The organism is Micromonospora sp. NPDC049257 (assembly GCF_040678915.1).
GTDB lineage: Bacteria > Actinomycetota > Actinomycetes > Mycobacteriales > Micromonosporaceae > Micromonospora > Micromonospora antibiotica.
The window spans coordinates 32361-52111 of sequence record NZ_JBFAQU010000036.1 but is presented as its reverse complement, the minus strand read 5'-3'; the positions used below and the strand labels follow the sequence as shown (position 1 = coordinate 52111).

Genomic DNA, 19751 nt, shown 5'->3' with positions numbered 1-19751 from the left:
CGCGGTGGTGGGCGCAGCACCCCTGGGGGCGGCCCACCACCCCCCCGCCCCCCCGCGGGGGGGGGGCGGGCGGCCCGGCGTAACCCGCCCCCGCGCCGCGTCCCCGGGCGGCGATCTTGGTGGCAGATGGCCCCTCCGGGGGCCACGATCCTCCAAGATCTGTCGGGACACCGCGCGTCGCCGTGCGGGACCGGCCGCGTGCCGGGCCTGTCCGTTGTCGGGCGGGACGCCGGTTGCGGGGGAGAAGTCGGCGGCGTGGTGTGGTGTCCGTGTCGCCGGATGCGGTCCGTGCTCGGTAGAGTTCGCCTTTCGGTGGACGGCGGCGAGTGCGGGGTGACGTGGTGACGGGCGGAGTCGACGAGCCGGCCGGTGACGCGCCGGCGATCCAGACCGTGCAGCGCGCCGCCACGATCCTCCAGGCGTTCTCGGTCGAGCGGCCCCGGCTCACCCTGGCCGAGTTGACCGCCGACCTGGCCATCAGCCGGGCCACCGCGCACCGGTACGCCCGCGCGTTGCGGGCGGCCAACCTGCTGCGCTTCGACGTGGCCACCGCCACCTACACGCTGGGTCCGCAGGTGTTGGCGATGGAGGCCGCCGCCCGTGCGGCGCTGCCCATCGTCACCGCCGCCGAGCCGTACCTGGACCGGCTCACCCGGTTGACCAACCAGACCTCGGTGCTCAGCGTCTGGAACGGTGAAGTGCCGACGGTGGTCCGCTGCATGGACAACACCAGCGGTGACGTGCGGTTGAGTGTGCGCACCGGCTCGCCGTTGGACCTGCTCCGCTCGGCGCAGGGCCGGGTGTTCTGCGCCTACCTGTCGGCCGCCGAGGCGCCCGCGGTGGCCCGCCAGTTGCGACTGTCGGCGGGGTTGCGGGTGGTGGTCGAGCAGGTCCGCCGGGACGGTTTCGCCGCCAACTCCCCGGAGGATTTCGGGGTACGCGTACTGGCCGCGCCGGTGTTCGAGCGTACCCAGGTGGTGGCGGCGTTGGCCGTGCTGGGCACCAGCACGACGCTGTCCGGCGCGGTGGAGGCCGCCGCGGCGGACAGCCTGCGGCTGGTGGCCCGGGAGTTGTCCGAGGCGCTCGGCGCGAGCTGACGCCCGGGGCCTGCCCGCCCGTCAGCGGTGACCGTTGCTGCCGACCGGGGGGTGGTGGCCGTTGCCGCCGCTGCCCAGCTCGGCGGTGACCAGGGCGGCGACGCGTTGCAGGGCGATGGCGAGCGGGCTGTCGGTGCCCTCGGGGACCGAGGTGGTGGTGCCGACGATCGCCATGGCGGCGATCAGGGTGCTGCCCCGGAAGATCGGCGCGGCGATGCTGCGGACCCCGTTGGCCGAGGGCGTGTTGGCCGAGATGCCGGTACGCCGGATCTTGTCGACCTCCCGGCGCAGCTCGGCGGAGGCCGCGATCTCGCCGGCCAGCCCCGGGACGTCGGCCTCGGGGAGGAAGGCGCAGAACACCCGGCCCTGGGCGGACTCGGTGCGCGACAGCCGCGAGCCGGTACGCACGCTGACCCGGATGACCCGGTCGGTGTTGTCGTCGGCGCGGACCACCACGGCGGTGTCGCCGTCCCAGACGCTGAGCACGACGGTCTCGTCGATCTCACGGACCAGTTGCTGCATGCGCGGGCCGGCGATGCTGATCACCGGCATCGCCGCGCGGGCGGCGGCGGAGAGGGTCAGGATCTGCGGACCGAGGGAGTAAAGTCCCTCCCGCTCGTCGTAGCGCAGCAGGTTGCTCTCCCGCAGCGCCTTGGTGTAGCGGTGCGCGGTGGCCTTGCTGGTGCCGAGGCTGGCGGTGAGTTCGTTGAGGCTCAGGCGCGGACGTGCCGCCGTGAACGCGTTGAGGATGACCGCCGCGCGCTGCACGGTCTGGATCGCCGGTGAGCTGGGATCAGCGCTCTTGACCGGCGAAGGGGCATCGTCCGCCATCTGGATTCCTTTGTGCGCAGAGTGAGACAGTATCATGGCATATGACACGTCAGCCTGTCGATGCCTGCTGGTGCCGCAGTGCGATGTCGGCGTACAACCGGGCGAAGCGCATCAGTTCCGGCACCGCGTACCTTTCCCGTCGGGGATCGGTCGGATCGGGCGGTAGCGCCGGCGGGCCCAGTCGTACCGTCGGCACCCCCCGTCGACGCAGCACCACCCCGTCGGTCGAGCCGGTCCAGCCGCGCACCGGTGGAGCCGGCCGACCGTATGCGGCGAGCCAGGCTCTGCCCGCGTGCCGGCAGATCGGCGCGTCCGTCGGGGTGGCGGCGGACGGATGGGCCGGGTGGCCGGCCACCGCCAGCCCGCAGCCGGCCAGGGGAGTGCCCCGCAGTCGCTGGACCAGGGTCGCCCGCAGCGCGTCGGTGATCTGCCCCGGATCGTCTCCGGGCACCGTGGTCAGGTAGAGGTGGACGTCGACCACCCCGGGCAGCAGGTCGGGTTTGCCCGGTTGGCCGGCCCGGACCGCCCCGATGCCCAACTCCGCGCCGACCGGTGCGTCCGGGTCGGCCCGACGGGCCAGGTGTGCTTGCCGGAATTCCTCCAGCGCCTCGACGAGCACGCCCAGGTGGACGAGCAGCCCGCCGGGGGGCGTGGCGGTGTCCCGGAACAGGGCGGGATGGAACCCGCTGGTCAGCCGTACCCGCAGGAACATCGCCCCGGGCTCGGCGGTGAGGATGCCCGGGCTGGTCTTGGCCACGATCGCGGCGGCCGGCAGTGGCCGGTCGTCCAGGTGGTGGAGCACCCCACCGACGGTGGGGGCCGGCGCGACCCCGTCGTCCGGCCCGGCGGTGGGATCGTCGCGGTGGGTGCCGGTGGCGGCGAGCAGCAGGGTCAGCCGGTGCGGCCGGCCGGCGGCCCGGCAGGCCTCGGCCGCGGCGGCGTAACCGACCAGGGCGGCGGCGGCGGCCGCCCGCGCCACCCCGAGACCGAAGCCGCTGACCACCTCGCCGGCCGGGCCGGACAGCTCCAGCGCGGGGGCGGGGGTGTGCCGGCCGGTGATCGGGGCGTCGAAGTCGGTGGCACCGGTCAGCGAGGTGTCCAGGTGCGAGTAGATCAACAACTCGGGGCGCTCGCCGAGGTCGGAGCCGCCGACCAGGTTGGCGCTGTCCGGCGTGGTCGCCGTGCGCGGCACCGGGTCGACCCGCCAGGACAGCTCCGGCCAGCGGGTGGCGGCCCAGTCGGCGACGCGGTGCGCGGTGGCCCGCTCCCGGCCGTACGGGGTCGGCTGCGCGGTGAGCGCCGCCAGGGCGTCGAGCAGGGTGGCCTCGTCGACCGCCCGTTCGGCGGCGTGGCGCAGGGTCGCCGGCACCTCGTCGTCCATCCGGTTCCTCCCGCCTGCGTGACTTCATTCAAGATGACGTCTCGTATGTTGACATACTCTGGGCCAGGTCTCTAGCGTGGCCTGACACCAAACGACATCGCCCCCGCATCCGGCGACGTCGCGGAACGGGCCCGGCACGCCGGATCGGCTGCGCGCCCCGACCTGCCGCGTCGGCTCGGATGTGGCCGGCCGACCCAACCGCAGGAGGACCGATGGCCTACGTGGTCACCGACGAATGTGTGGACGTACAGGATCGGTCCTGCGTCGAGGAATGCCCGGTGGACTGCATCTACGAGGGCGACCGGATGATGTACATCAACCCGGACGAGTGCGTCGACTGCGGGCGCTGCGAGCCGGTCTGCCCGGTCACCTCGATCTTCCACTTCGACGACCTGCCCGCCGACCGGGCCCGGTTCGGCCCGATCAACGCCGAGTTCTTCTCCGAGATCGGCACCCCGGGCGGCGCCCGCAAGATCGGCCGGGTCGGCCACGACCACCCGGCCGTCGCGGAAAGCGCCAGCTGATGGCCGAGCGGCACGAGGTCGACCTCGCGATCGTCGGCGCCGGCCCGGCCGGGCTCTACGCCACCTACTACGCCGGCTTCCGCGGGATGAGCGTGGCGGTGATCGACTCGCTGCCCGAGGCCGGCGGGCAGATCGCCGCCCTCTACCCCGAGAAGGCGATCTACGACATCGCCGGACTGCCCGCCGTTCGGGGCCAGGAACTCGTCGACGCCCTGCTCACCCAGGCCGCCACCGCCAAGCCGACCTTCCTGCTCGGGCAGAGCGCCATCGAGCTGACCTGCGCCGAGGACCACGTGCTGATCGGCACCGACACCGGCACCGAGGTCCGGGCGGCCGCCGTGCTGCTGACCGCCGGCATCGGCACCTTCACCCCCCGCGAGCTGCCGGTCGGCAGCGGTCACCTCGGCCGGGGGCTGCGCTACTTCGTACCCCGGCTCGAGGAACTCGCCGGGCAGGAGGTCGTGGTGGTCGGCGGCGGCGACTCCGCCGTCGACTGGGCGCTGGCCCTGGAGCCGTACGCCAGCAGCGTCACCCTGGTGCACCGGCGACCGCAGTTCCGTGCCCACGAGCACAGCGTCACCCAGCTGCACGACTCGACCGTGCGGGTGCTCACCCCGTACGAGGTCTGCGGGATCGACGGGGAGCAGCACATCGAGGCGGTGCAGATCGCCGAGGTGCGCGGCGAGGGCCGCCAGACGCTGCCCGCCCAGGCGGTGGTGGCCGCGCTCGGCTTCATCGCCGACCTCAGCGCGATGGAGCAGTGGGGGCTGGAGATGCGTCGCCGGCACATCGCGGTGGACCGGTCGATGCGCACCAACCTGCCCCGGGTCTTCGCCGCCGGCGACATCACCGACTACGACGGCAAGGTACGCCTCATCTCGGTCGGCTTCGGTGAGGCCGCCGCCGCCGTCAACAACCTGGCTCCGCTGGTCAACCCGGCGCTCGGCACCGTTCCCGGCCACTCCTCGGACGCGGCATGACCGCCCCGGGGCCCGCCGACGCGCACCTGGTGGTCACCCGGTACGGGCTGGGCCGGATCGTCGGTGACGACGTCGAGCTGCTCGACCTGCCGTACCCGGACGTGGCGGCCATGCTGCGCGCCGGACTCGGCTTCACCCCGGCCGTCGAGGCCCGGGTCCGGCGGCGGCTGCCGCTGGAGACCCTCGTCGGCGACCTGCGCGCCCCGCTGTCCGGCACCCGGGCGGTGTGGGGGGTCGGGCTGAACTACCACTGCAAGGCCCGGACCACCGGACGGGCGCTGCCCACCCGACCGGTGCTCTATCTCAAGTCGCCAAGCGCCGGCTCCGGCCCGGGGGACACCGTGCCGCTGCCCGGCTCGGTCAGCGAACAGTCCGACTACGAGGGTGAGGTCGCCCTGGTCGTCGGTACGCGGATGCACCACACCCCGGCCGGGCAGGTCTGGGCGCACCTCGCCGCGATCACCGCCGCCAACGACCTGACCGCCCGGGACGTGATGGCCGCCACCGGCAACCCCACCCTGGCCAAGAGCTTCCCCGGCTTCGGCGCCCTGGGCGCCTCGGTGCTCGGCCTCGGCGCGGTCGCCGACCGGGAGGCCATCGGGGTACGCACCACCGTCAACGGGGAGCTGCGCCAGCAGGCCAGCACCGCCGACCTGATCTTCCCGGTGCCCGACCTGCTCGCCTGGATCACCAGTTACGTGGTGCTGGAGCCCGGTGACGTGGTGCTCACCGGCACCCCGACCGGCACCGGCCAGGACCGGGGCTGCTTCCTGAGCCCCGGCGACCAGGTCGAGGTCACCGTCGCCGGGGTGCTGCCCCTGCGTACCCGGTTCCGTGCCGAGGGCCCGGACCATCCCGCGCCGGCCGCCGTCAGCGCGTCGACCTACTCGCTTCGCACAGAGAGCCCGATGTCATGAGTGAGAATTCCGACCGATACGACCTGGTGCTGGCCGGCGGCCAGGTGTTCGACGGCGAGACCGGGGCCAGTCGGGTAGCCGACGTCGCGGTCACCGGCGACCGGGTGGCCCGGATCGCGCCCGGCCTCGCCGCCGACGCCGACCGGGTGATCGACTGCACCGGGCAGTACGTGCTGCCCGGCCTGGTCGAGGCGCACACCCACATCTTCGCCGAGGTCTCCAAGGTCGGTGCCCCGCCGGACGAGGCGCACCTGCACCGGGGCGTCGTCGCCGCCTGCGACGCCGGCACGGTCGGCGCGTCCACCTTCGCCGCGTTCGAGAAGTACGTCGCCGTCCCGGCCCGGATGCGGCTGGTCAACTTCCTCAACGTCTCGGTCCTCGGCCTGATCGACTTCCGGTTCGGTGAGCTGATCAACCCGGGCACGCTGGTCCCGGAGGACGCGCTGGCGGTGGCCGAGGCGAACCCGCACCGGGTGCGCGGTTTCAAGATCCGGCTCTCCGAGGACGTCGTCGGGATGGACTGGCGTCCGCTGCTCAAGCGGTCCCTGGCGCTCGCCGCCGAGGCCGGCCTGCCGCTCATGATCCACATCGGGGAGACGCCGGAGCCGCTGCCGGTGATCCTGCCCCTGCTGCGCCCTGGCGACGTCGTGGCGCACTGCTACACCGGCAAGCCGTACGGCATCCTCAACGACGGCACCGTGCTGCCCGAGGTGTACGCCGCCCGGGAGCGCGGGGTGCTGTTCGAGTCCGCCCACGGCAAGAGCAATCTCAGCTTCGCCGTCGCCCGCCCGGCGATCGAGCAGGGCTTCCTGCCCGACGTGGTCACCTCCGACACCAGCGCCCGCAACTGGCGCGGCCCGGTGTTCGACCTGGTCACCAGCATGGCCAAGTTGCGCGCGATGGGGATGACCCTGGAGCAGCTGGTGCCCCGGGTGACCTCCGCACCGGCCCGGCTGACCGGCCTGGAGGCCGAGGGCTACGGCAGCCTGGTCGAGGGCGGCCCGGCCCACGTCACCGTGCTGGCCGAGGCCGAGGAGGCGGTGCTGCCCGACGCCGCCGGCAACAAGATCACCGCGCCCCGGCTGGACCCGGCCGTGGTACTGCTCGCCGGTGAGCAGGTGCCGACCGTGCCGTGGCGCGGCCTGCCCGCCACCGGGGCGTGACCCGCTGATGTCCGCCGTCGAGCCGACCCCGCCGGGGCGTGCGCAGGTGTTCGCCGGGTCGACGCCACCGGGTTCGGCGTCCGCCGGGTCGATGCCACCGGCGTCCGCCGGGTCGACGCCACCGGCGTCCGCCGGGCCGCCAGCAGCGGGGGCGGCGTCCGCCGGGACGACGCCGCCCACCGGCGTGCACGCCGCCCGGGCCCGGCTGCGGGGCACGCTGCGCGACGGCGGGCAGCTCGTCGGCACCTTCGTCAAGCTGCCCGGTGCCGACGTGATCGCCCTGGCCGCCCGCGCCGGCCTCGACTTCGTCGTGGTCGACCTGGAGCACTCCGGGCTGGACGAGCGCACCGCCACCGACCAGCTCCGGCTCGCCGCCCTGGCCGGCCTGCCGGCGCTGGTCCGGGTCCCGGCCGTCGACCCCGGCCAGGTCAACCGGCTGCTGGAGGCCGGGGCCGTCGGGGTGCAGCTGTCGACCGTGCGTCGCCGGGCCGACGTCGAGGCGCTGCGCGCGGCCAGCCGGTACGCCCCGCACGGGCGGCGCAGCATCAGCCTGGCGCACCCGTCGGCGGGGTACGGCGGTGACGGCCTCGACCGGTACCTGGCGGCGGAGGCCGAGCACCCGCCCGTACTGGTGGCGCAGATCGAGACGGCGACCACCGACGACCCGCTGCCCGCCCTGCTGACCGGGGTGGACGTCGGCTTCGTCGGGACCACCGACCTGGCGGTGAGCCTGGGCCTGTCGACCACCGACGACCGGGGGCCGCTGCTGCGGCGCACCGGGGACATCGCCGACGCGGCCCGCGCGACCGGGGTCGCCCTCGGCGGTTGGGTCGCCGAGCGCTCCGCCGAAACGCTGGATGGCTGCGGCCTGACCGACGCGCGGTACCTCGTCGTCGGCTCGGACCTGCAACTGCTCGGGGCCGGCCTGCGTCGGCTCGCCGCACCTGCCCGACCCGCCTGAGAAGGGGACGCGTTCACATGCTCAATCCGCAGCTGTACGGCATCTCGGTCAACTGGGACGACATCCCGGCCACCGAGGTCCGGCCCGGGGTACGCCGCAAGGTGTACGCCACCGACGAGGTCCTCTTCGCCTGGCACGAGCTGGCCGTCGGGATGGACCTCAACCCGCACCACCACGACGACTTCGACCAGTTGGTGCTGATCCTCGGCGGCCGGTGCAACTACTACGTCGACGGCGTGCCGCACCCGATGGGGCCGGGCTCGCTGCTGCTCGTGCCGCGGGGCGCGGAGCACTACATCGAACCGACCGAGGGCCCGTGCATCAACGTGGACGTCTTCGCCCCGCCCCGGGCGGACTTCCTGCCGCACGCCTGGCGTCCGGGGCAGGGCTGACCGCGATGACCGACATCGTCGTGGTGGGCAGCCTCAACGTGGACGTGGTGGTGCCGCTGCACGAGCTGCCCGCCCCCGGTCAGACCGTGCTCGGCGCGGCCGACCACCGGCGTACCGGCGGCGGCAAGGGCGCCAACCAGGCGGTCGCCGCCGCCCGGCTGGGTCGCCGGGTGGCGATGGTCGGCGCGGTCGGCATCGACGCCGACGGGGACTGGCTGCTCGGGCTGATCGCCGCCGAGGGGGTGACCACCGAGTCGGTGCTGCGCGCTCCCCGGCCGACCGGGCAGGCGATCGTCCTGGTCACCGCCGACGGCGACAGCACCATCGCGGTGAGTTCGGGGGCGAACATGTGGCTCGCGCCCGAGCACCTCGCGCCCCTGCGTGACCTGCTCGGGTCGGCGCGGGCGGTGTTGCTGCAACAGGAGGTCGACGCCGCGGTGGTGGCCGAGGCGGTACGCCTGGCGGAGGGCCTGGTGGTGCTCAACCCGGCCCCGGCCCGCCCGGTCGACCCGGCGACCCTGGCCCGGGTCGACGTGCTGGTGCCCAACCGGGGTGAGCTGGCCGCCCTGGCCGGTGCGCCGACGCCGGACGTCGGGGTCGACGGGTTGGCCGCGATGGCCCGCTCGCTGGGCACCCGGGGGCCGGTGGTGGTGACCCTCGGCGGCGACGGCGCGCTGGTGGTGACCACCGACCGGCAGTGGCTGGTGCCGGCGGAGCAGGTCGACGCGGTGGACGCCACCGGTGCCGGGGACACCTTCTGTGCCGCCCTGGCCGACGCGCTGCTCGACGGCGCGGCGATCGACGAGGCGGCCCGGTGGGCGAGCCGGGCGGCGGCGGTCACCGTCACCCGGGCGGGGGCGATGGCCGCCGCGCCCCGCCGAGCCGAGGTGCCCACGGCCGCCTGACCTGTTCTCCCTGATCCTGCCGCCCGTCGTGCTGTTTCCGGCGACGGAGCGGCCCGGCTCCGGCCGGCTGCGCGTCGCCCCCGGTCTGTCCCGGTCGGGGGCGACGGCGTGGCGGCGGTGCCGCTGTGGGCCTCGCCGGTGCACCGTGCGGTGACCCGGGTCCGTTGGTGACCCCTTCCGGTCGTCCCGGCCGGTGGCGCGGTGCCACCGGCCGGGACCCGTGCCGTCGGTCAGCAGGGGCCGTCGGTCAGAAGTGGGCCGGGAAGTCGGCCTTGCGGATCAGGCAGTGGATGCCCTTCACCCCGTCGACGACCTGGCTGACCTCGAAGTCGGCGGCGGCGCTGAGGTAGGCCAGGGCGGTCTGCGAGGGCATGCCCTGGGTGCGGACGAGGAAGTCGACGGCGGCCCGGACGGCCCGCCGCATCGCCTCGTCGAGGTCGGCGTGCAGGCCGACCGGCAGCCAGTGGGTGGCGGTCTCGCCGAACGGCCCGTCGACCCCACCGAGCAGCAGGCCGGCCTGCGTACGGGGGATCACCGACAGCCGCAGGGTGGCCCGCAGCGGTGCCTCCAGGGCGGTCAGCGCCACCTCGCCGTCGCCCTGGGCGTAGTGCGGGTCACCGGCGTAGAAACCCGCCCCGGGCAGCTGCACCGGCAGGTAGAGGGCCGAGCCGACCTGCAACTCGTTGATGTCGAGGTTGCCGCCGAACGCGCCGGGTGGCACCGAGTGGACCGGCTCGTCGGTGTCGACGGCGACGCCCATCAGGCCGAGGAACGGTGCGAGCGGGAAGCGGGCCGCGCGGCCGTCGCCGTACGGCAGGGTGCCGAACAGCCGGCCGCCGTGGTGGATCACCTCGGTGAAGTGGCTGACGGTGCCGTACTCCCGGGGGCCGTCGCCGTCCGGGCCGGTGTCGGTCGGGGTGAGCGGGTACTCCCCGGGCAGCGCGCCGTAGCCGTGCCGGCTGCTGATGAAGCCGTACGGGGCGCGGACGAGCAGGTCGAGCACCTCGATCCGGAGCAGGTCGCCGGGTTCGGCCCCGGCCACCGCGATCGGGCCGGTGACCACGTGCGGGCCGTCGGCGTCGTAGTCGTGGGCGACGTCGGAGGCGGCCAGGTCGCGGGCGTCGGTGAGCACCCGGTCGGTGGGCACGTCGAACTGCTTGAGGTAGCCGACGGGGTCACGCCCCTGGTCCTCCAGGATCCCCTCGTGGCTGAGCGTGTCGATGGTCACGGTCTCCCCGGAGCCGACCCGCAGCACGGGGTCGTGCCGCCGGTTGGGCAGCCGGCCCCACAGGCAGGTGTCCGGGGTGCTGGGCAGGTAGTGGGTTCCACCGATCGGGCCATCGTGCGGCTGGAGCATGACATCCTCCGGGAGGGGTGACACCGGCTGGCGGTGCGACGGGACGGCGCTGCCCGGTGCGGGTGGCCGGCGGCCGGCGACGGGGTGCGCGGGCCGCATCCGGGGCCGGTGATCGCCGTGGGGCGGATCGGCCGGGCCGAGTCGGATGTGGGGCATCGTGGCCGGCGAATCAGCAGGTACGTGTTGCGTTCGTATTAACAGCGAGTAACCCGGTGCCGGAGTCTTCCCTGCTCTTGACAGTTGCCATGGCGGAGTAGCAGCATCGTGTAGCGAGATGCTGTCTCGCATGACGTAGAAGGCGGTGAGGTGATGGCGCAGCAGACGCCGGTACGTCCGCTCGGTGCAACCGGCGCGATGATCGACGAGGACTGGGAGGCGCTGCGGTTCCGGGTGCACCGCTCGGCGTACCGCGATCCGGAGGTCTTCCGGACCGAGGTCGACCGGATCTGGAATCACACCTGGCTCTATCTCGGTCACGAGACCGAGATCCCGAAGGCGGGCGACTTCAAGACCCGTACCCTCGGCGGTCGACCGCTGATCTTCTGCCGGGACGCCGACGGCCAGGTGCGGGCCTTCTTCAACGCCTGCACCCACCGGGGCACCGTGCTGTGCCGGCACAGCGAGGGCAACACGAAGTTCTTCCAGTGCTTCTACCACGCCTGGGCGTTCAGCAACTCGGGCGAGCTGGCCGCGCTGCCCGGTGACGACGCGTACCCCGACGACCCCGCCTTCCGGGCCTCGATGGCCCTGCGGCAGGTGCCCCGGCTCCAGATCCACGAGGGCTTCGTCTTCGTCGCCTTCGACCCGGACGTGCCGGACCTGCTGACCCACCTCGGGCCGGCCGCGCACTACATGTCGCTGACCGCCAAGATCGGCGAGCATGGCATGACCACCCTGCCGGGCGTGCAGCTCTACAGCGTGAAGGGCAACTGGAAGCTGGCCGTCGAGAACGCGATGGACGGCTACCACTTCGCCCCCACCCACAACACCTTCGTCGGCTACCTGCGCGAGACCGGCTTCGCCGTCACCGACGACGACCAGTACGCCTACGACCTCGGCGGCGGCCACGGGCTGCTCGTGCTCACCGGGCACAACGGCCGGATCGGCATGGTGTGGGAGCCCCGCTTCGGCGACGAGGAGAAGACCCGCACCGTCACCAAGCGCCGCGAGCTGGAGGCCCGCCTCGGCCCCGAACTCGCCGCCGAGGTGGCCGACGCCAGCCGCATCCTGTTCGTCTTCCCCAACCTGCTGCTGTTCGATCTGGAGGCGCTGACCATCCGGCAGCTCGAACCCGTCGCCGCCGACCGCACCGACGTGCGGGCCTGGCAGTTCGTCGAGGTCGGCGAGCCGGAGTCGGTCCGCGCGCTGCGGATCAAGACGATGGTCAGCTTCGTCGGACCGGGCGGTCTGGCCACCCCCGACGACATCGAGGCGTACGAGGCGGTGCAGCGCGGCATCACCGCGACCGCCGACTCGGTCGACCCCGCGCACGACTGGAGCGACATGTCCCGGGGCATGGCCAACGAGAAGCAGGGCAACCAGGGCCGCTCCATCGACGAGGGCGCGATGCGCAGCTTCTGGCGGCGCTGGGCCGAGGTCGTCGGGGCGGGCACCAGCGTGGCCGGCGACCCGCCGGCCGGTACGCCCGCCGCCGGACCCGCCGCGGGGGGTGCGGGCAAGTGAGCGCGTTGTCAACGACGGCCGGGAGCCGTGGGGGAGTGGTCAAGGTGGAGTCGCGCGAGGTGACCCGGGCCGAGGTGGAGGACTTCCTCTACCGGGAGGCGCAACTGCTCGACGAGTGGCGACTCGACGAGTGGCTCACCCTGATCGAGCCGGGTGGCCGGCTGGAGGTGCCGACCACCGACTGGGCCGGTTGGGACGCCACCACCGCCGGGTACTTCGTCGCCGACGACTACGAGCTGATCCAGGCCCGGGTCAAGCGGCTCAAGAGCCGCAAGGCGCACGCCGAGAACCCGCACTCGCGGACCCACCGGATGATCTCCAACGTGCTGCTGCTGGAGGCCGGCGCGGAGACCGTCTGGATCAGCGCCAACTTCCTCATCCACCGCTACCGCGACAACGGCGCCTACACCTACGTCGGCCGGTACGAGCACGTGCTCAAGGTCGACCCGGACGGGCTGCGGTTCCGGCTGCGCCGGGCCGTGCCGGTGATGGAGTCGATGGATCCCGGCGCCCGACTCAGCTTCATCCTCTGAGCCGGCCCGCCATGATCACCCACATGCTGGTCTTCCGGTTCCGCGACGACCTGCCGCCCGGCGCGGCCGAGTCCGTCCTGGCCGAGCTGGAGACCTTTCCGAGCCGGTATCCCGCGATGCGCAACTGGCGCAGCGGGGTCAACGTCAGCACCCGCGACACCAGCATGACCCACGGCTTCGTCGTGGAGTTCCCCACCGAGCAGGACCTGCTCGACTACCTGCACAGCGACTCGCACGAGCGGTTCGTCCGGGAACGCTGGCGGCCGGTCATCGAGCGTCAGGCCATCGTCAGTCTCCCCACCGCCGGGGACGCCCAGCCCATCGAGAGGGGTCACAGATGACCACCGAGGCCACCGCCCGCCGCCGTGGGCCCTACGGCATGGAGTACGCCCGGATCGAGGTGCCGGACCTGGCCGCCTCCATCGAGTTCCTCCAGTACCACGTCGGGCTGCAACTGGAGCAGCACGACGACGAGTACGCGTTCCTGCGCGCCGACCTCGAACACCACAGCATCGAGCTGGTCGCCGCGCCGCAGCGCACCGAGTCCTGGACCACCGCGGTCGGGTTCAGCGTCGAGAACGACGCCGTCCTCGACGACCTGCGCGAGCGGGTCACCGCCGCCGGGCACGAGGTCTTCGAGCTGGCCGACCGGGTCAAGGGCCTGGTCCAGCGGGGCTTCGCCGTCCGCGACCCCAACGGGCTGATCGTCGAGCTGTTCACCGAGTTCCAGGAGTACGCCGAGCCGCCGCTGATCGAGCTGCGCCCGCTGGACCTGGTGCACCCCTTCCTCGCCACCGACAAGTACGACGAGACGCTGGCGTTCTACACCAAGGTGCTCGGCTTCCAGGAGTCCGACCACGTCGGCGACGTCACGGTCTTCCTGCGCAGCGAGGACCGCTACCACCACAGCCTGGCGATCCAGCGCAACAACGAGTTCTACGTCGCGCACCTGTGCTTCATGATGAAGAGCTTCGACCACGTGATGCGCGGCCGGGCGCGGGCCCAGTACAAGCAGGTCCCGATCGCCTCGGACCTGGTCAACCACTCGGCCTCGACGTCGATTGCCTTCTACATGCACGACACCCGGCACGGGCCGCGCTACGAGCTGTGCGACAGGCACCGGGTGTTCACCCCCGAGGAGCACGAGACCCACCGGGCCCGCCGGATGGCGGTCGACCCGCGCAACATCGACGTGTGGCGGCCGGCCGCCGACGACTGGGCGCGCTTCTGACCCCTCGCCCGTGACCGGCGGGCGGGGCCGCACACCCGACCGGTCGGCGCGGTGCAGCGGGCGAGGGAACCTCGGACTCCTGATCTGCGGGTTCGGGGTTCGAGCCGCGGTGGACATGAACACGAAAGGCCCCGACCCGGGGACACACCCGGGTCGGGGCCTTTTCGGGCTCATGCCCGGTGTCCGGGTGTGTCCAGTCGCGTCCAGCATCCCGCCCCCAGTCTGCTGCCTGTTGCGAGGCTTGCCGTCCCGGTCCGGGGCGTTCGGCTCCTGACCCGGCCGACCAGTCCCCTTGCGATGGGAGCGGTGAATGTCAGAACGTGCCGTCAGTTACCCGGAATTGAGAAGACCAGGCCGCAGGGCCCTGCTCGCCGTGGCACTCGCCGCCGTGACGTCGGTGGCCTTCGTCCCGACAGCCGCAGCGGCCGGACCGGCCGGTGACCGTCCGGCCCGGCCCGGGGGCGGGGTGGATCTGTCCCGCACCGACGGCCGGGCAACCCCGGCTTCCATCGGCGGCGTCGCCGACCGGGGCCGGGCGGGCGGGGCCCCGGACATGGCCGAGGCGATCGCCGAGCAGCGCGGCATCAGCCGTGCGGCCGCCGAGAAGCTGATCAGCATCGAGAACGCCAACGTGCGACTCGCCAACCGGTTGACCACCGAGCTGGGTGCCAGCTCCGGCGGCGCGTACCTGTCCGACGGCAACCTCGTCGTCACGGTCACCGACGCGGCGGCTGCCGCGAAGGTGACCGCCGCCGGCGCCAAGGCACGCCTCGTCGCCCGCGGCGAACGGCAACTCCAGAGCATCCAGCGCGCGCTGGAGGCCGCGGCGAGTGAACCCGACACGACGTGGGGGGTGGACCCGCAGACCAACCAGGTGGTGGTGAGCCTGCCGGCGTCGGGGGCGAAGAACGCCGTGCAACGCTCGGCGGCGCGCAGGTTCGGCTCGGCGGTCCGGTTCGAGACCAGCACCGGCCGGATCCAGCCGAACGTCGGGATCTCCAGCGGGGACGCGATGGGCGGCTGTTCGGTCGGCTTCACCGCCACCGACTACACCTTCAACTACATCATTACGGCCGGCCACTGCACCCAGGGCTTCCCGCACTGGACGCTGCCCAACGGGCAGGACGTCGGGCCGACGCTGGAGAGCCACTATCCGGAGAACGACTTCGGTCTCATCTGGATGAACGGTCCGTCGGTCTGGGCCACCGGCACCATCAACCTGTGGAACAACACCAGCCGCAGCATCCACGGTTGGGCGACGGCCGTGAGCGGGCTGTCGGTCTGCAACTCGGGCCGGACCACCGGCTTCCGGTGCGGCTCCGTGCTCAAGACCAACGTGACGGTCAACGGCGCGGGCGGCACCGTACGCCAGATGATCGAGACCAACATCTGCACCCTTGGCGGCGACAGCGGAGGGCCGCTCTTCGCCACCAACACCGGGTACGGGCTGAACTCGCACGCCAACCGCAACGGCAGCCAGTGCAACTCCTCGCCCCGTACCTGGCACCAGCCGGTGGGAGAGGCGATCACCACGTACCAGGTCGTCATCTACGGCGCGCCGTGACGAGCGGCGACGAGCAAAAGGAGACCGCGATGAGAAACGCATTCACCCGCGCCGCACGCGTCACCGCCGCGGCCGTCATGGCGACGACGGTGGCCCTCACCGTGGCCGTCGGCCCCGCCCAGGCGGACCTCTGGCAGCACACCGACGGGTTCGAGAGCAGTCCGGCAGCGGTGTGGGAGTTCCACCGCTCCGGCGCCGGGAGCGGAGCCTTCGAGCTGGGCGCGGGGAAGGCCCGCTCCGGTGCCAACAACGCCATTCTCACCACGTCCGCCGGCGGCTGGTCCGGGGTGGGCAAGCTGCTCACCGTACGGCCGCGTACCGCCGGGCACAACACCACCTGCGGCGGCGGGTTCTTCGTCCAGGCGGTCAGCGGGCCGGCGGTGCTCAACGTCGAGGTGATCGATCCGGCGAGCTGGACCTATCTCGCGCTGCGCACCGTCCGGATCACCGACACCGTCTGGCGGCGGCACGACGTGGCCAGCTACGCGAACGGCCCGAGCCAGGTGTTCGTCCGGGTCTCCCTGCTGGGTGGCAGCGGCCCCGTACGGGTGGACGACATGGCGTTCCAGTGCACCTTCTTCAGTAACTGAGCAGGTCGACCACGGCGGGGCCGGCGCGCGTGGCGTCGGCCCCGTGACGCCCGCACGTGATGACTTGACCGTGACATCAATGTCAGGGTTTTAGCATCGCCGGGTGCGTAAGGGGACCAGTGACATGCGGATCGGAGAATTCGCGCGCCGCTGCGGCGTCAGCGCCCGTTCGGTGCGGTACTACGAGCAGCAGCGCCTGATCGCCCCGGGCCGTGCCGCCAACGGTTATCGGGAGTACGACGAGTCGGCGGTGGTCCGGGTCCGGAACATCCACGAGCTGCTCGACTCCGGCCTCACCATCGAGGACATCCGGCTCTCGATCGATGAGGGGTGCCTCGACGAGCCGTTGAGCACCCTGCCCCGGTGCCCCGACGCGCTCCGGGTCGCCACCGACCGGCTCGGTGCCCTGGACCGGCGGATCGCCGCTCTCCAGGACCTGCGCGGGCGGCTCGCCCGGCAGCTCCTGGCGACCAGGTCGGCGATGGCCTGCGGCGGGGAAACCGTGACCGACGAGTGGTCACGATGAGATTCGGACTCTCCCTCGAACCGCAGGCGTGGCCGGGCGACGCGGGTGCCGCCGTGCTCCGGGCGGCGCAGGACGCCGAGCGGATCGGCCTGGACTACGTCCTGATGGCCAACCACGTGCTGGAGAACCCGCACGGCGTCGGCTTCGACCCGGTGGTCCTGCTGGCGGCGGTCGCCGGGGCGACGACCCGTCTGGGGATCGCGACGAGCGTTCTGGTCCTGCCCTACTACCAACCTGTGGTGCTGGCCAACCAGCTCGCGACGCTGGACGTCGTGTCGGCGGGGCGGCTGGCGGTCGCCGTCGGCACCGGATGGAACCCGCAGGAGTTCACCGCGCTGGGGATGCCGCTGCGGCTACGTGGCCGGCGGACCGACGAGAGCCTGGAGGTCATGAAGGCCCTGTGGGCCGGCACCACCGCAGACCTGGACGACAGGTTCGCCGGCCTGCGTGACACCCGCATCGGTGTTCTCCCGTACCGGTCCGGCGGGCCACCGGTCTGGGTGGGTGGGCACAGCGACGCGGCGATCCGGCGGGCACTGCGGTTCGGGGAGGGCTGGCACGGTTCCGGCCTCGACCACGAGGAGGCCCGCTACTTCCGGCGTCGGATCGAGGAACTGGCCGACGGCACGGGACGTGACCCGGCGACGATCGAGATCAGCACGGTCGGGTTCCTGGTACCGCCGGGAATGCCGGCGGTCCGGCCCGCGCCGGGCCGGCTGCTCGGCGGCACCGACGCCAGCACCGAGGCGATCGTCGAGGACCTGGTCCGGCTCGGCGATGCGGGGGTGTCGATGTGCTCGCTGTGGATGCCGATCGACGGTCGCCTGCTGGATGCGGCGTTGGAGTGGCTCGCCGGCGAGATTCTGCCCCGGGTGCGACGCACGAGCGGGTCGGGCCCGCGCTAGCCGCCGCTCGGCGGGCGGCCGGAGTCGGTCCCGCCCGGCGTGCCGGCTCTGGCGGGGCGGGGCCCGTCGCCTCAGGGCGGTGGGACGACAGTCGACCGAGCGCGGCGAAGGTCGAATCGAGATCCGGGCCGGGTACGACGGGTACGGGGGCGGCGGGCACGGCCCCACCCCAGGCCAGGCACCCTGCGCGAACGGCTATTCGTCGACTGGATCCGCCGGTGTCGCGTCGGGCGTCGGGCGTCGTGCCGGCCGGGTGAGCAGCAGCACGACCGTGAGGACGGCGGCGGCGACCGGGAGACCCCAGGGCCGCCGGGTAGCCGCCACGGTGAACGCGAGCGGCCGACCGGGCACCGCGATCCGGCCGTCCACCTCGTACCGGCCGAACGGGGCCGCGTCGGTGGGCACCGGGACGTGGTACTCCCGGGTCTGCCCGGCGGCGATGGTGCCCAGCGCCGGGGCGGCCACGATGGTCCGGGCCCGGCCGGGTGGCCCGACGGTCAGTGCGAACGCCGGGTCGGTGATCTCCTGCGGGCCGGTGTTGTGCACGGTGATCCGGACCGCGAGTTCGCCCGGCAGGCCGAACCAGCCGCGCGGCCCGGACCGGTCGACGGCACGCAACGCCACCAGGGTCAGCTCGGGCGGGGCGATGGGCGCGGCGGCCGGGGCGGTCACCCCGGCCAACGTCAGGTCGGCGACGGCGGTGGCCGTGCCCGTCGGCGTCCGGACCCGCAGCACGCACGGGCAGGCCACCGGCGGGGCGACCAACAGCACCGGCAGGGTGGCCCGGCCGGACGGCGGCACCTGCCCGTGGGTGGCGGCCCCGGTCGCGCAGTCGAGCGCGCCGCGCCGGGCCGCGTTGCCGCACACCTCGGCCTGCACTGTGCCGGCCGGCCAGCCGTCGAGGCCGACCAGCATCCGCTGCCCGACCCGCAGCATCCCTGCCGGCACGGTGACGCCGGGACCGCCGCCCGCCGGGGTGCCGGCCGGGGCGGGTGTCCCGGGGGCCGGAGCCAGCGCGGCGGCCACGGCCAGCAGGGCGACGGCACGCAGCGGCCCGGTCATCGGGCGGGCGGGGCGTCGGGACGTGCGTCGACACCCGGGGTCGGCCCGGCGGCAGCGCCGGACGCGGCGGAGGCGGTCGCGGCCGGTCGCGGGGTGTCGGCAGGGTCCTGCTGACCGGGGGCGGGGTCCGGGGTGGACAGTCGACCGGCGGCAGCGGCCTTCCGTCGCCACCACCGTAGCCCGGCCCAGCCGGCCGCCCCGGCGAGCAGGGCCAGCAGCAGCCACGGCGCAGCCCACACCCCGGCGGTACGGACCACCGGCGGCAGGGCGGTGTCCGTGCTGGTGGCCGCGATGTCGACCTCGGCGGTCAGCCGCAGCAGCGGGGGTACGCCGGTGATCCGCTCGGTGACGGTGAAGGTGGCCCCGGGCAGCAGCTCCGGCAGGTCGGTGGGGGAGGTGCGGGCCTGTTCCCTGCCGAACGGCGCGCGTACGGTCACCGTGGCGCTGCCGCCGAGCCGGACGTTGCCGTCGTTGCGCAGCCGGTAGCGGACCACCACGTCGCCACCGGCGAACGGGTTGACCGGGTTGGCGTAGGAGACGTCGACCGCCTCGACGGTGACGGCCGGCCGGACCGGGCCGTTGACCCGCAGGTAGACCCGGGCGGCCAGGCGCTGGTCGACCAGCACCCGCTGCCCGTCGGCGGTGGTCCGGACCCGGGCGACGGCACCGATCACCCCGCCGGTGTGGTCGCCCGGGGTGGCGTTGGCCGGCACGGTGAGCCGGAACGGGATGTCGACCCGCTTGCCCGCCGGAATCGTCCATTCGCGCCGGTCGACCCTGATCCAGGAGCCCACGTCGGTGGCCGGCCGGTCCGCCGGCAGCAGGGCGAACGCGCCGTCGGTGGAGGTGTAGGCGTCGGTGCCGTACACGTCGAAGGTGACCGGGCGGTCGCCGAGGTTGGTGATGCCGACGTGGTCGGTCAGGGTGCTGCCCGGGGCCAGGTCGTAGATGAAGTAGTTGCGCCCGGTCGGGCCCTTGGCGCTGGACGGCTGGACGGCCCAGCGCGCCGCGCCGGTCTCCCCGGCCCCGGCTGCCGGGCCGGGCGACGGGGCGGGCGCGGCGGGGGCCGGCGCGGGCGGGGCCGTCGCCACGAGCAGCGCGGCGGCGAGCACGGCGCTCGCCCGGATCAGGGTGGTACGCAGGGACATG

The 19751-nt window shown here is 73.5% G+C and carries 21 protein-coding genes; 16 read left to right on the top strand and 5 right to left on the bottom strand.

Annotated elements, in window-relative coordinates; translation table 11 throughout:
- Positions 1-341: 341 nt before the first annotated feature.
- Positions 342-1097, top strand: coding sequence for an IclR family transcriptional regulator (locus tag AB0K25_RS29775; protein WP_357534184.1), 756 nt, complete (start codon positions 342-344; stop codon positions 1095-1097).
- 21 nt (positions 1098-1118) lie between these two features.
- Here AB0K25_RS29775 and AB0K25_RS29770 read toward each other — a convergent pair whose 3' ends face one another.
- Together AB0K25_RS29770 and AB0K25_RS29765 are read right to left on the bottom strand one after the other, a co-directional pair.
- The gene (locus AB0K25_RS29770) at positions 1119-1928 is read right to left on the bottom strand and encodes an IclR family transcriptional regulator (RefSeq protein ID WP_357534186.1); all 810 of its coding nucleotides are present in this window, start codon (positions 1926-1928) and stop codon (positions 1119-1121) included.
- A gap of 49 nt (positions 1929-1977) precedes the next feature.
- Positions 1978-3309 carry a hypothetical protein gene (locus tag AB0K25_RS29765; protein ID WP_363823809.1) on the bottom strand — a complete coding sequence of 444 codons (1332 nt, stop codon included), beginning with the start codon at positions 3307-3309 and terminating at the stop codon, positions 1978-1980.
- A gap of 212 nt (positions 3310-3521) precedes the next feature.
- Between AB0K25_RS29765 and fdxA the strand changes: the two genes are divergently transcribed.
- The 7 genes from fdxA to AB0K25_RS29730 are packed head-to-tail and all read left to right on the top strand — an operon-like array spanning position 3522 to position 9151.
- The gene (fdxA, locus tag AB0K25_RS29760; RefSeq protein ID WP_219463032.1) at positions 3522-3833 is read left to right on the top strand and encodes a ferredoxin; all 312 of its coding nucleotides are present in this window, start codon (positions 3522-3524) and stop codon (positions 3831-3833) included.
- A complete protein-coding gene (locus AB0K25_RS29755) occupies positions 3833-4813 on the top strand; it encodes an NAD(P)/FAD-dependent oxidoreductase (RefSeq protein WP_208570009.1) in 981 nt (326 codons plus the stop codon). The genes fdxA and AB0K25_RS29755 overlap by 1 nt, the downstream gene beginning before the upstream one ends.
- Complete coding sequence (locus tag AB0K25_RS29750) at positions 4810-5730, top strand: fumarylacetoacetate hydrolase family protein (RefSeq protein ID WP_219463030.1); 921 nt, start codon at positions 4810-4812, stop codon at positions 5728-5730. Before AB0K25_RS29755 ends, AB0K25_RS29750 begins: the two co-directional genes overlap by 4 nt.
- Entirely contained in the window at positions 5727-6893 is a 1167-nt protein-coding gene (locus tag AB0K25_RS29745; RefSeq protein ID WP_219463029.1) for a hypothetical protein, read from the top strand. The genes AB0K25_RS29750 and AB0K25_RS29745 overlap by 4 nt, the downstream gene beginning before the upstream one ends.
- 7 nt (positions 6894-6900) lie before the next feature.
- On the top strand, positions 6901-7854 hold the full coding sequence (locus AB0K25_RS29740) for an aldolase/citrate lyase family protein (RefSeq protein WP_363823806.1): 954 nt from the start codon (positions 6901-6903) through the stop codon (positions 7852-7854).
- A gap of 17 nt (positions 7855-7871) precedes the next feature.
- Positions 7872-8246 (top strand): cupin domain-containing protein, encoded by a 375-nt coding sequence (locus tag AB0K25_RS29735; protein WP_208570005.1) that lies wholly within the window; start codon positions 7872-7874, stop codon positions 8244-8246.
- 5 nt (positions 8247-8251) lie between these two features.
- A complete protein-coding gene (locus tag AB0K25_RS29730; RefSeq protein ID WP_219463024.1) occupies positions 8252-9151 on the top strand; it encodes a ribokinase in 900 nt (299 codons plus the stop codon).
- A gap of 247 nt (positions 9152-9398) precedes the next feature.
- On the opposite strand, the gene AB0K25_RS29725 is transcribed toward AB0K25_RS29730, so the two are convergent.
- Positions 9399-10508 (bottom strand): acetamidase/formamidase family protein, encoded by a 1110-nt coding sequence (locus tag AB0K25_RS29725; RefSeq protein ID WP_363823804.1) that lies wholly within the window; start codon positions 10506-10508, stop codon positions 9399-9401.
- A gap of 309 nt (positions 10509-10817) precedes the next feature.
- Between AB0K25_RS29725 and AB0K25_RS29720 the strand changes: the two genes are divergently transcribed.
- The 8 genes from AB0K25_RS29720 (at position 10818) to AB0K25_RS29685 (ending at position 17540) form a co-directional block, all read left to right on the top strand.
- Complete coding sequence (locus tag AB0K25_RS29720) at positions 10818-12191, top strand: aromatic ring-hydroxylating dioxygenase subunit alpha (RefSeq protein ID WP_208570002.1); 1374 nt, start codon at positions 10818-10820, stop codon at positions 12189-12191.
- Entirely contained in the window at positions 12188-12724 is a 537-nt protein-coding gene (locus AB0K25_RS29715) for an aromatic-ring-hydroxylating dioxygenase subunit beta (RefSeq protein WP_219463020.1), read from the top strand. Before AB0K25_RS29720 ends, AB0K25_RS29715 begins: the two co-directional genes overlap by 4 nt.
- 11 nt (positions 12725-12735) lie before the next feature.
- Positions 12736-13065 carry a Dabb family protein gene (locus AB0K25_RS29710; protein ID WP_088647650.1) on the top strand — a complete coding sequence of 110 codons (330 nt, stop codon included), beginning with the start codon at positions 12736-12738 and terminating at the stop codon, positions 13063-13065.
- Positions 13062-13955, top strand: a complete 894-nt coding sequence (locus AB0K25_RS29705) for a VOC family protein (RefSeq protein ID WP_219463018.1) — start codon at positions 13062-13064, stop codon at positions 13953-13955. Before AB0K25_RS29710 ends, AB0K25_RS29705 begins: the two co-directional genes overlap by 4 nt.
- A 310-nt stretch (positions 13956-14265) precedes the next feature.
- On the top strand, positions 14266-15519 hold the full coding sequence (locus AB0K25_RS29700; RefSeq protein ID WP_363823801.1) for a S1 family peptidase: 1254 nt from the start codon (positions 14266-14268) through the stop codon (positions 15517-15519).
- Positions 15520-15548: 29 nt separating this feature from the next.
- A complete protein-coding gene (locus AB0K25_RS29695) occupies positions 15549-16109 on the top strand; it encodes a hypothetical protein (protein WP_219463014.1) in 561 nt (186 codons plus the stop codon).
- 124 nt (positions 16110-16233) lie between these two features.
- Positions 16234-16635, top strand: coding sequence for a MerR family transcriptional regulator (locus tag AB0K25_RS29690; protein WP_255598293.1), 402 nt, complete (start codon positions 16234-16236; stop codon positions 16633-16635).
- Positions 16632-17540 (top strand): TIGR03619 family F420-dependent LLM class oxidoreductase, encoded by a 909-nt coding sequence (locus AB0K25_RS29685; RefSeq protein WP_357534199.1) that lies wholly within the window; start codon positions 16632-16634, stop codon positions 17538-17540. The genes AB0K25_RS29690 and AB0K25_RS29685 overlap by 4 nt, the downstream gene beginning before the upstream one ends.
- A gap of 195 nt (positions 17541-17735) precedes the next feature.
- On the opposite strand, the gene AB0K25_RS29680 is transcribed toward AB0K25_RS29685, so the two are convergent.
- Both AB0K25_RS29680 and AB0K25_RS29675 read right to left on the bottom strand, forming a co-directional pair.
- Positions 17736-18602 carry a hypothetical protein gene (locus tag AB0K25_RS29680; protein ID WP_219463009.1) on the bottom strand — a complete coding sequence of 289 codons (867 nt, stop codon included), beginning with the start codon at positions 18600-18602 and terminating at the stop codon, positions 17736-17738.
- Positions 18599-19750 (bottom strand): DUF916 domain-containing protein, encoded by a 1152-nt coding sequence (locus tag AB0K25_RS29675; RefSeq protein ID WP_357534201.1) that lies wholly within the window; start codon positions 19748-19750, stop codon positions 18599-18601. Before AB0K25_RS29675 ends, AB0K25_RS29680 begins: the two co-directional genes overlap by 4 nt.
- Between the last annotated feature and the right edge of the window lies 1 nt (position 19751).

What these genes read in the sequence shown, in the direction of transcription:
- AB0K25_RS29730 (WP_219463024.1), top strand. Translation starts at nt 8,252, where the DNA reads ATGACCGACATCGTCGTGGTGGGCAGCCTCAACGTGGACGTGGTGGTG.
- AB0K25_RS29695 (WP_219463014.1), top strand. Translation starts at nt 15,549, where the DNA reads ATGAGAAACGCATTCACCCGCGCCGCACGCGTCACCGCCGCGGCCGTC.
- AB0K25_RS29740 (WP_363823806.1), top strand. Translation starts at nt 6,901, where the DNA reads ATGTCCGCCGTCGAGCCGACCCCGCCGGGGCGTGCGCAGGTGTTCGCC.
- AB0K25_RS29750 (WP_219463030.1), top strand. Translation starts at nt 4,810, where the DNA reads ATGACCGCCCCGGGGCCCGCCGACGCGCACCTGGTGGTCACCCGGTAC.
- AB0K25_RS29770 (WP_357534186.1), bottom strand. Translation starts at nt 1,928, where the DNA reads ATGGCGGACGATGCCCCTTCGCCGGTCAAGAGCGCTGATCCCAGCTCA.
- AB0K25_RS29705 (WP_219463018.1), top strand. Translation starts at nt 13,062, where the DNA reads ATGACCACCGAGGCCACCGCCCGCCGCCGTGGGCCCTACGGCATGGAG.
- AB0K25_RS29700 (WP_363823801.1), top strand. Translation starts at nt 14,266, where the DNA reads ATGTCAGAACGTGCCGTCAGTTACCCGGAATTGAGAAGACCAGGCCGC.
- AB0K25_RS29765 (WP_363823809.1), bottom strand. Translation starts at nt 3,309, where the DNA reads ATGGACGACGAGGTGCCGGCGACCCTGCGCCACGCCGCCGAACGGGCG.
- AB0K25_RS29735 (WP_208570005.1), top strand. Translation starts at nt 7,872, where the DNA reads ATGCTCAATCCGCAGCTGTACGGCATCTCGGTCAACTGGGACGACATC.
- AB0K25_RS29690 (WP_255598293.1), top strand. Translation starts at nt 16,234, where the DNA reads ATGCGGATCGGAGAATTCGCGCGCCGCTGCGGCGTCAGCGCCCGTTCG.
- AB0K25_RS29710 (WP_088647650.1), top strand. Translation starts at nt 12,736, where the DNA reads ATGATCACCCACATGCTGGTCTTCCGGTTCCGCGACGACCTGCCGCCC.
- AB0K25_RS29725 (WP_363823804.1), bottom strand. Translation starts at nt 10,508, where the DNA reads ATGCTCCAGCCGCACGATGGCCCGATCGGTGGAACCCACTACCTGCCC.
- fdxA (WP_219463032.1), top strand. Translation starts at nt 3,522, where the DNA reads ATGGCCTACGTGGTCACCGACGAATGTGTGGACGTACAGGATCGGTCC.
- AB0K25_RS29755 (WP_208570009.1), top strand. Translation starts at nt 3,833, where the DNA reads ATGGCCGAGCGGCACGAGGTCGACCTCGCGATCGTCGGCGCCGGCCCG.
- AB0K25_RS29685 (WP_357534199.1), top strand. Translation starts at nt 16,632, where the DNA reads ATGAGATTCGGACTCTCCCTCGAACCGCAGGCGTGGCCGGGCGACGCG.
- AB0K25_RS29720 (WP_208570002.1), top strand. Translation starts at nt 10,818, where the DNA reads ATGGCGCAGCAGACGCCGGTACGTCCGCTCGGTGCAACCGGCGCGATG.
- AB0K25_RS29680 (WP_219463009.1), bottom strand. Translation starts at nt 18,602, where the DNA reads ATGACCGGGCCGCTGCGTGCCGTCGCCCTGCTGGCCGTGGCCGCCGCG.
- AB0K25_RS29675 (WP_357534201.1), bottom strand. Translation starts at nt 19,750, where the DNA reads ATGTCCCTGCGTACCACCCTGATCCGGGCGAGCGCCGTGCTCGCCGCC.
- AB0K25_RS29745 (WP_219463029.1), top strand. Translation starts at nt 5,727, where the DNA reads ATGAGTGAGAATTCCGACCGATACGACCTGGTGCTGGCCGGCGGCCAG.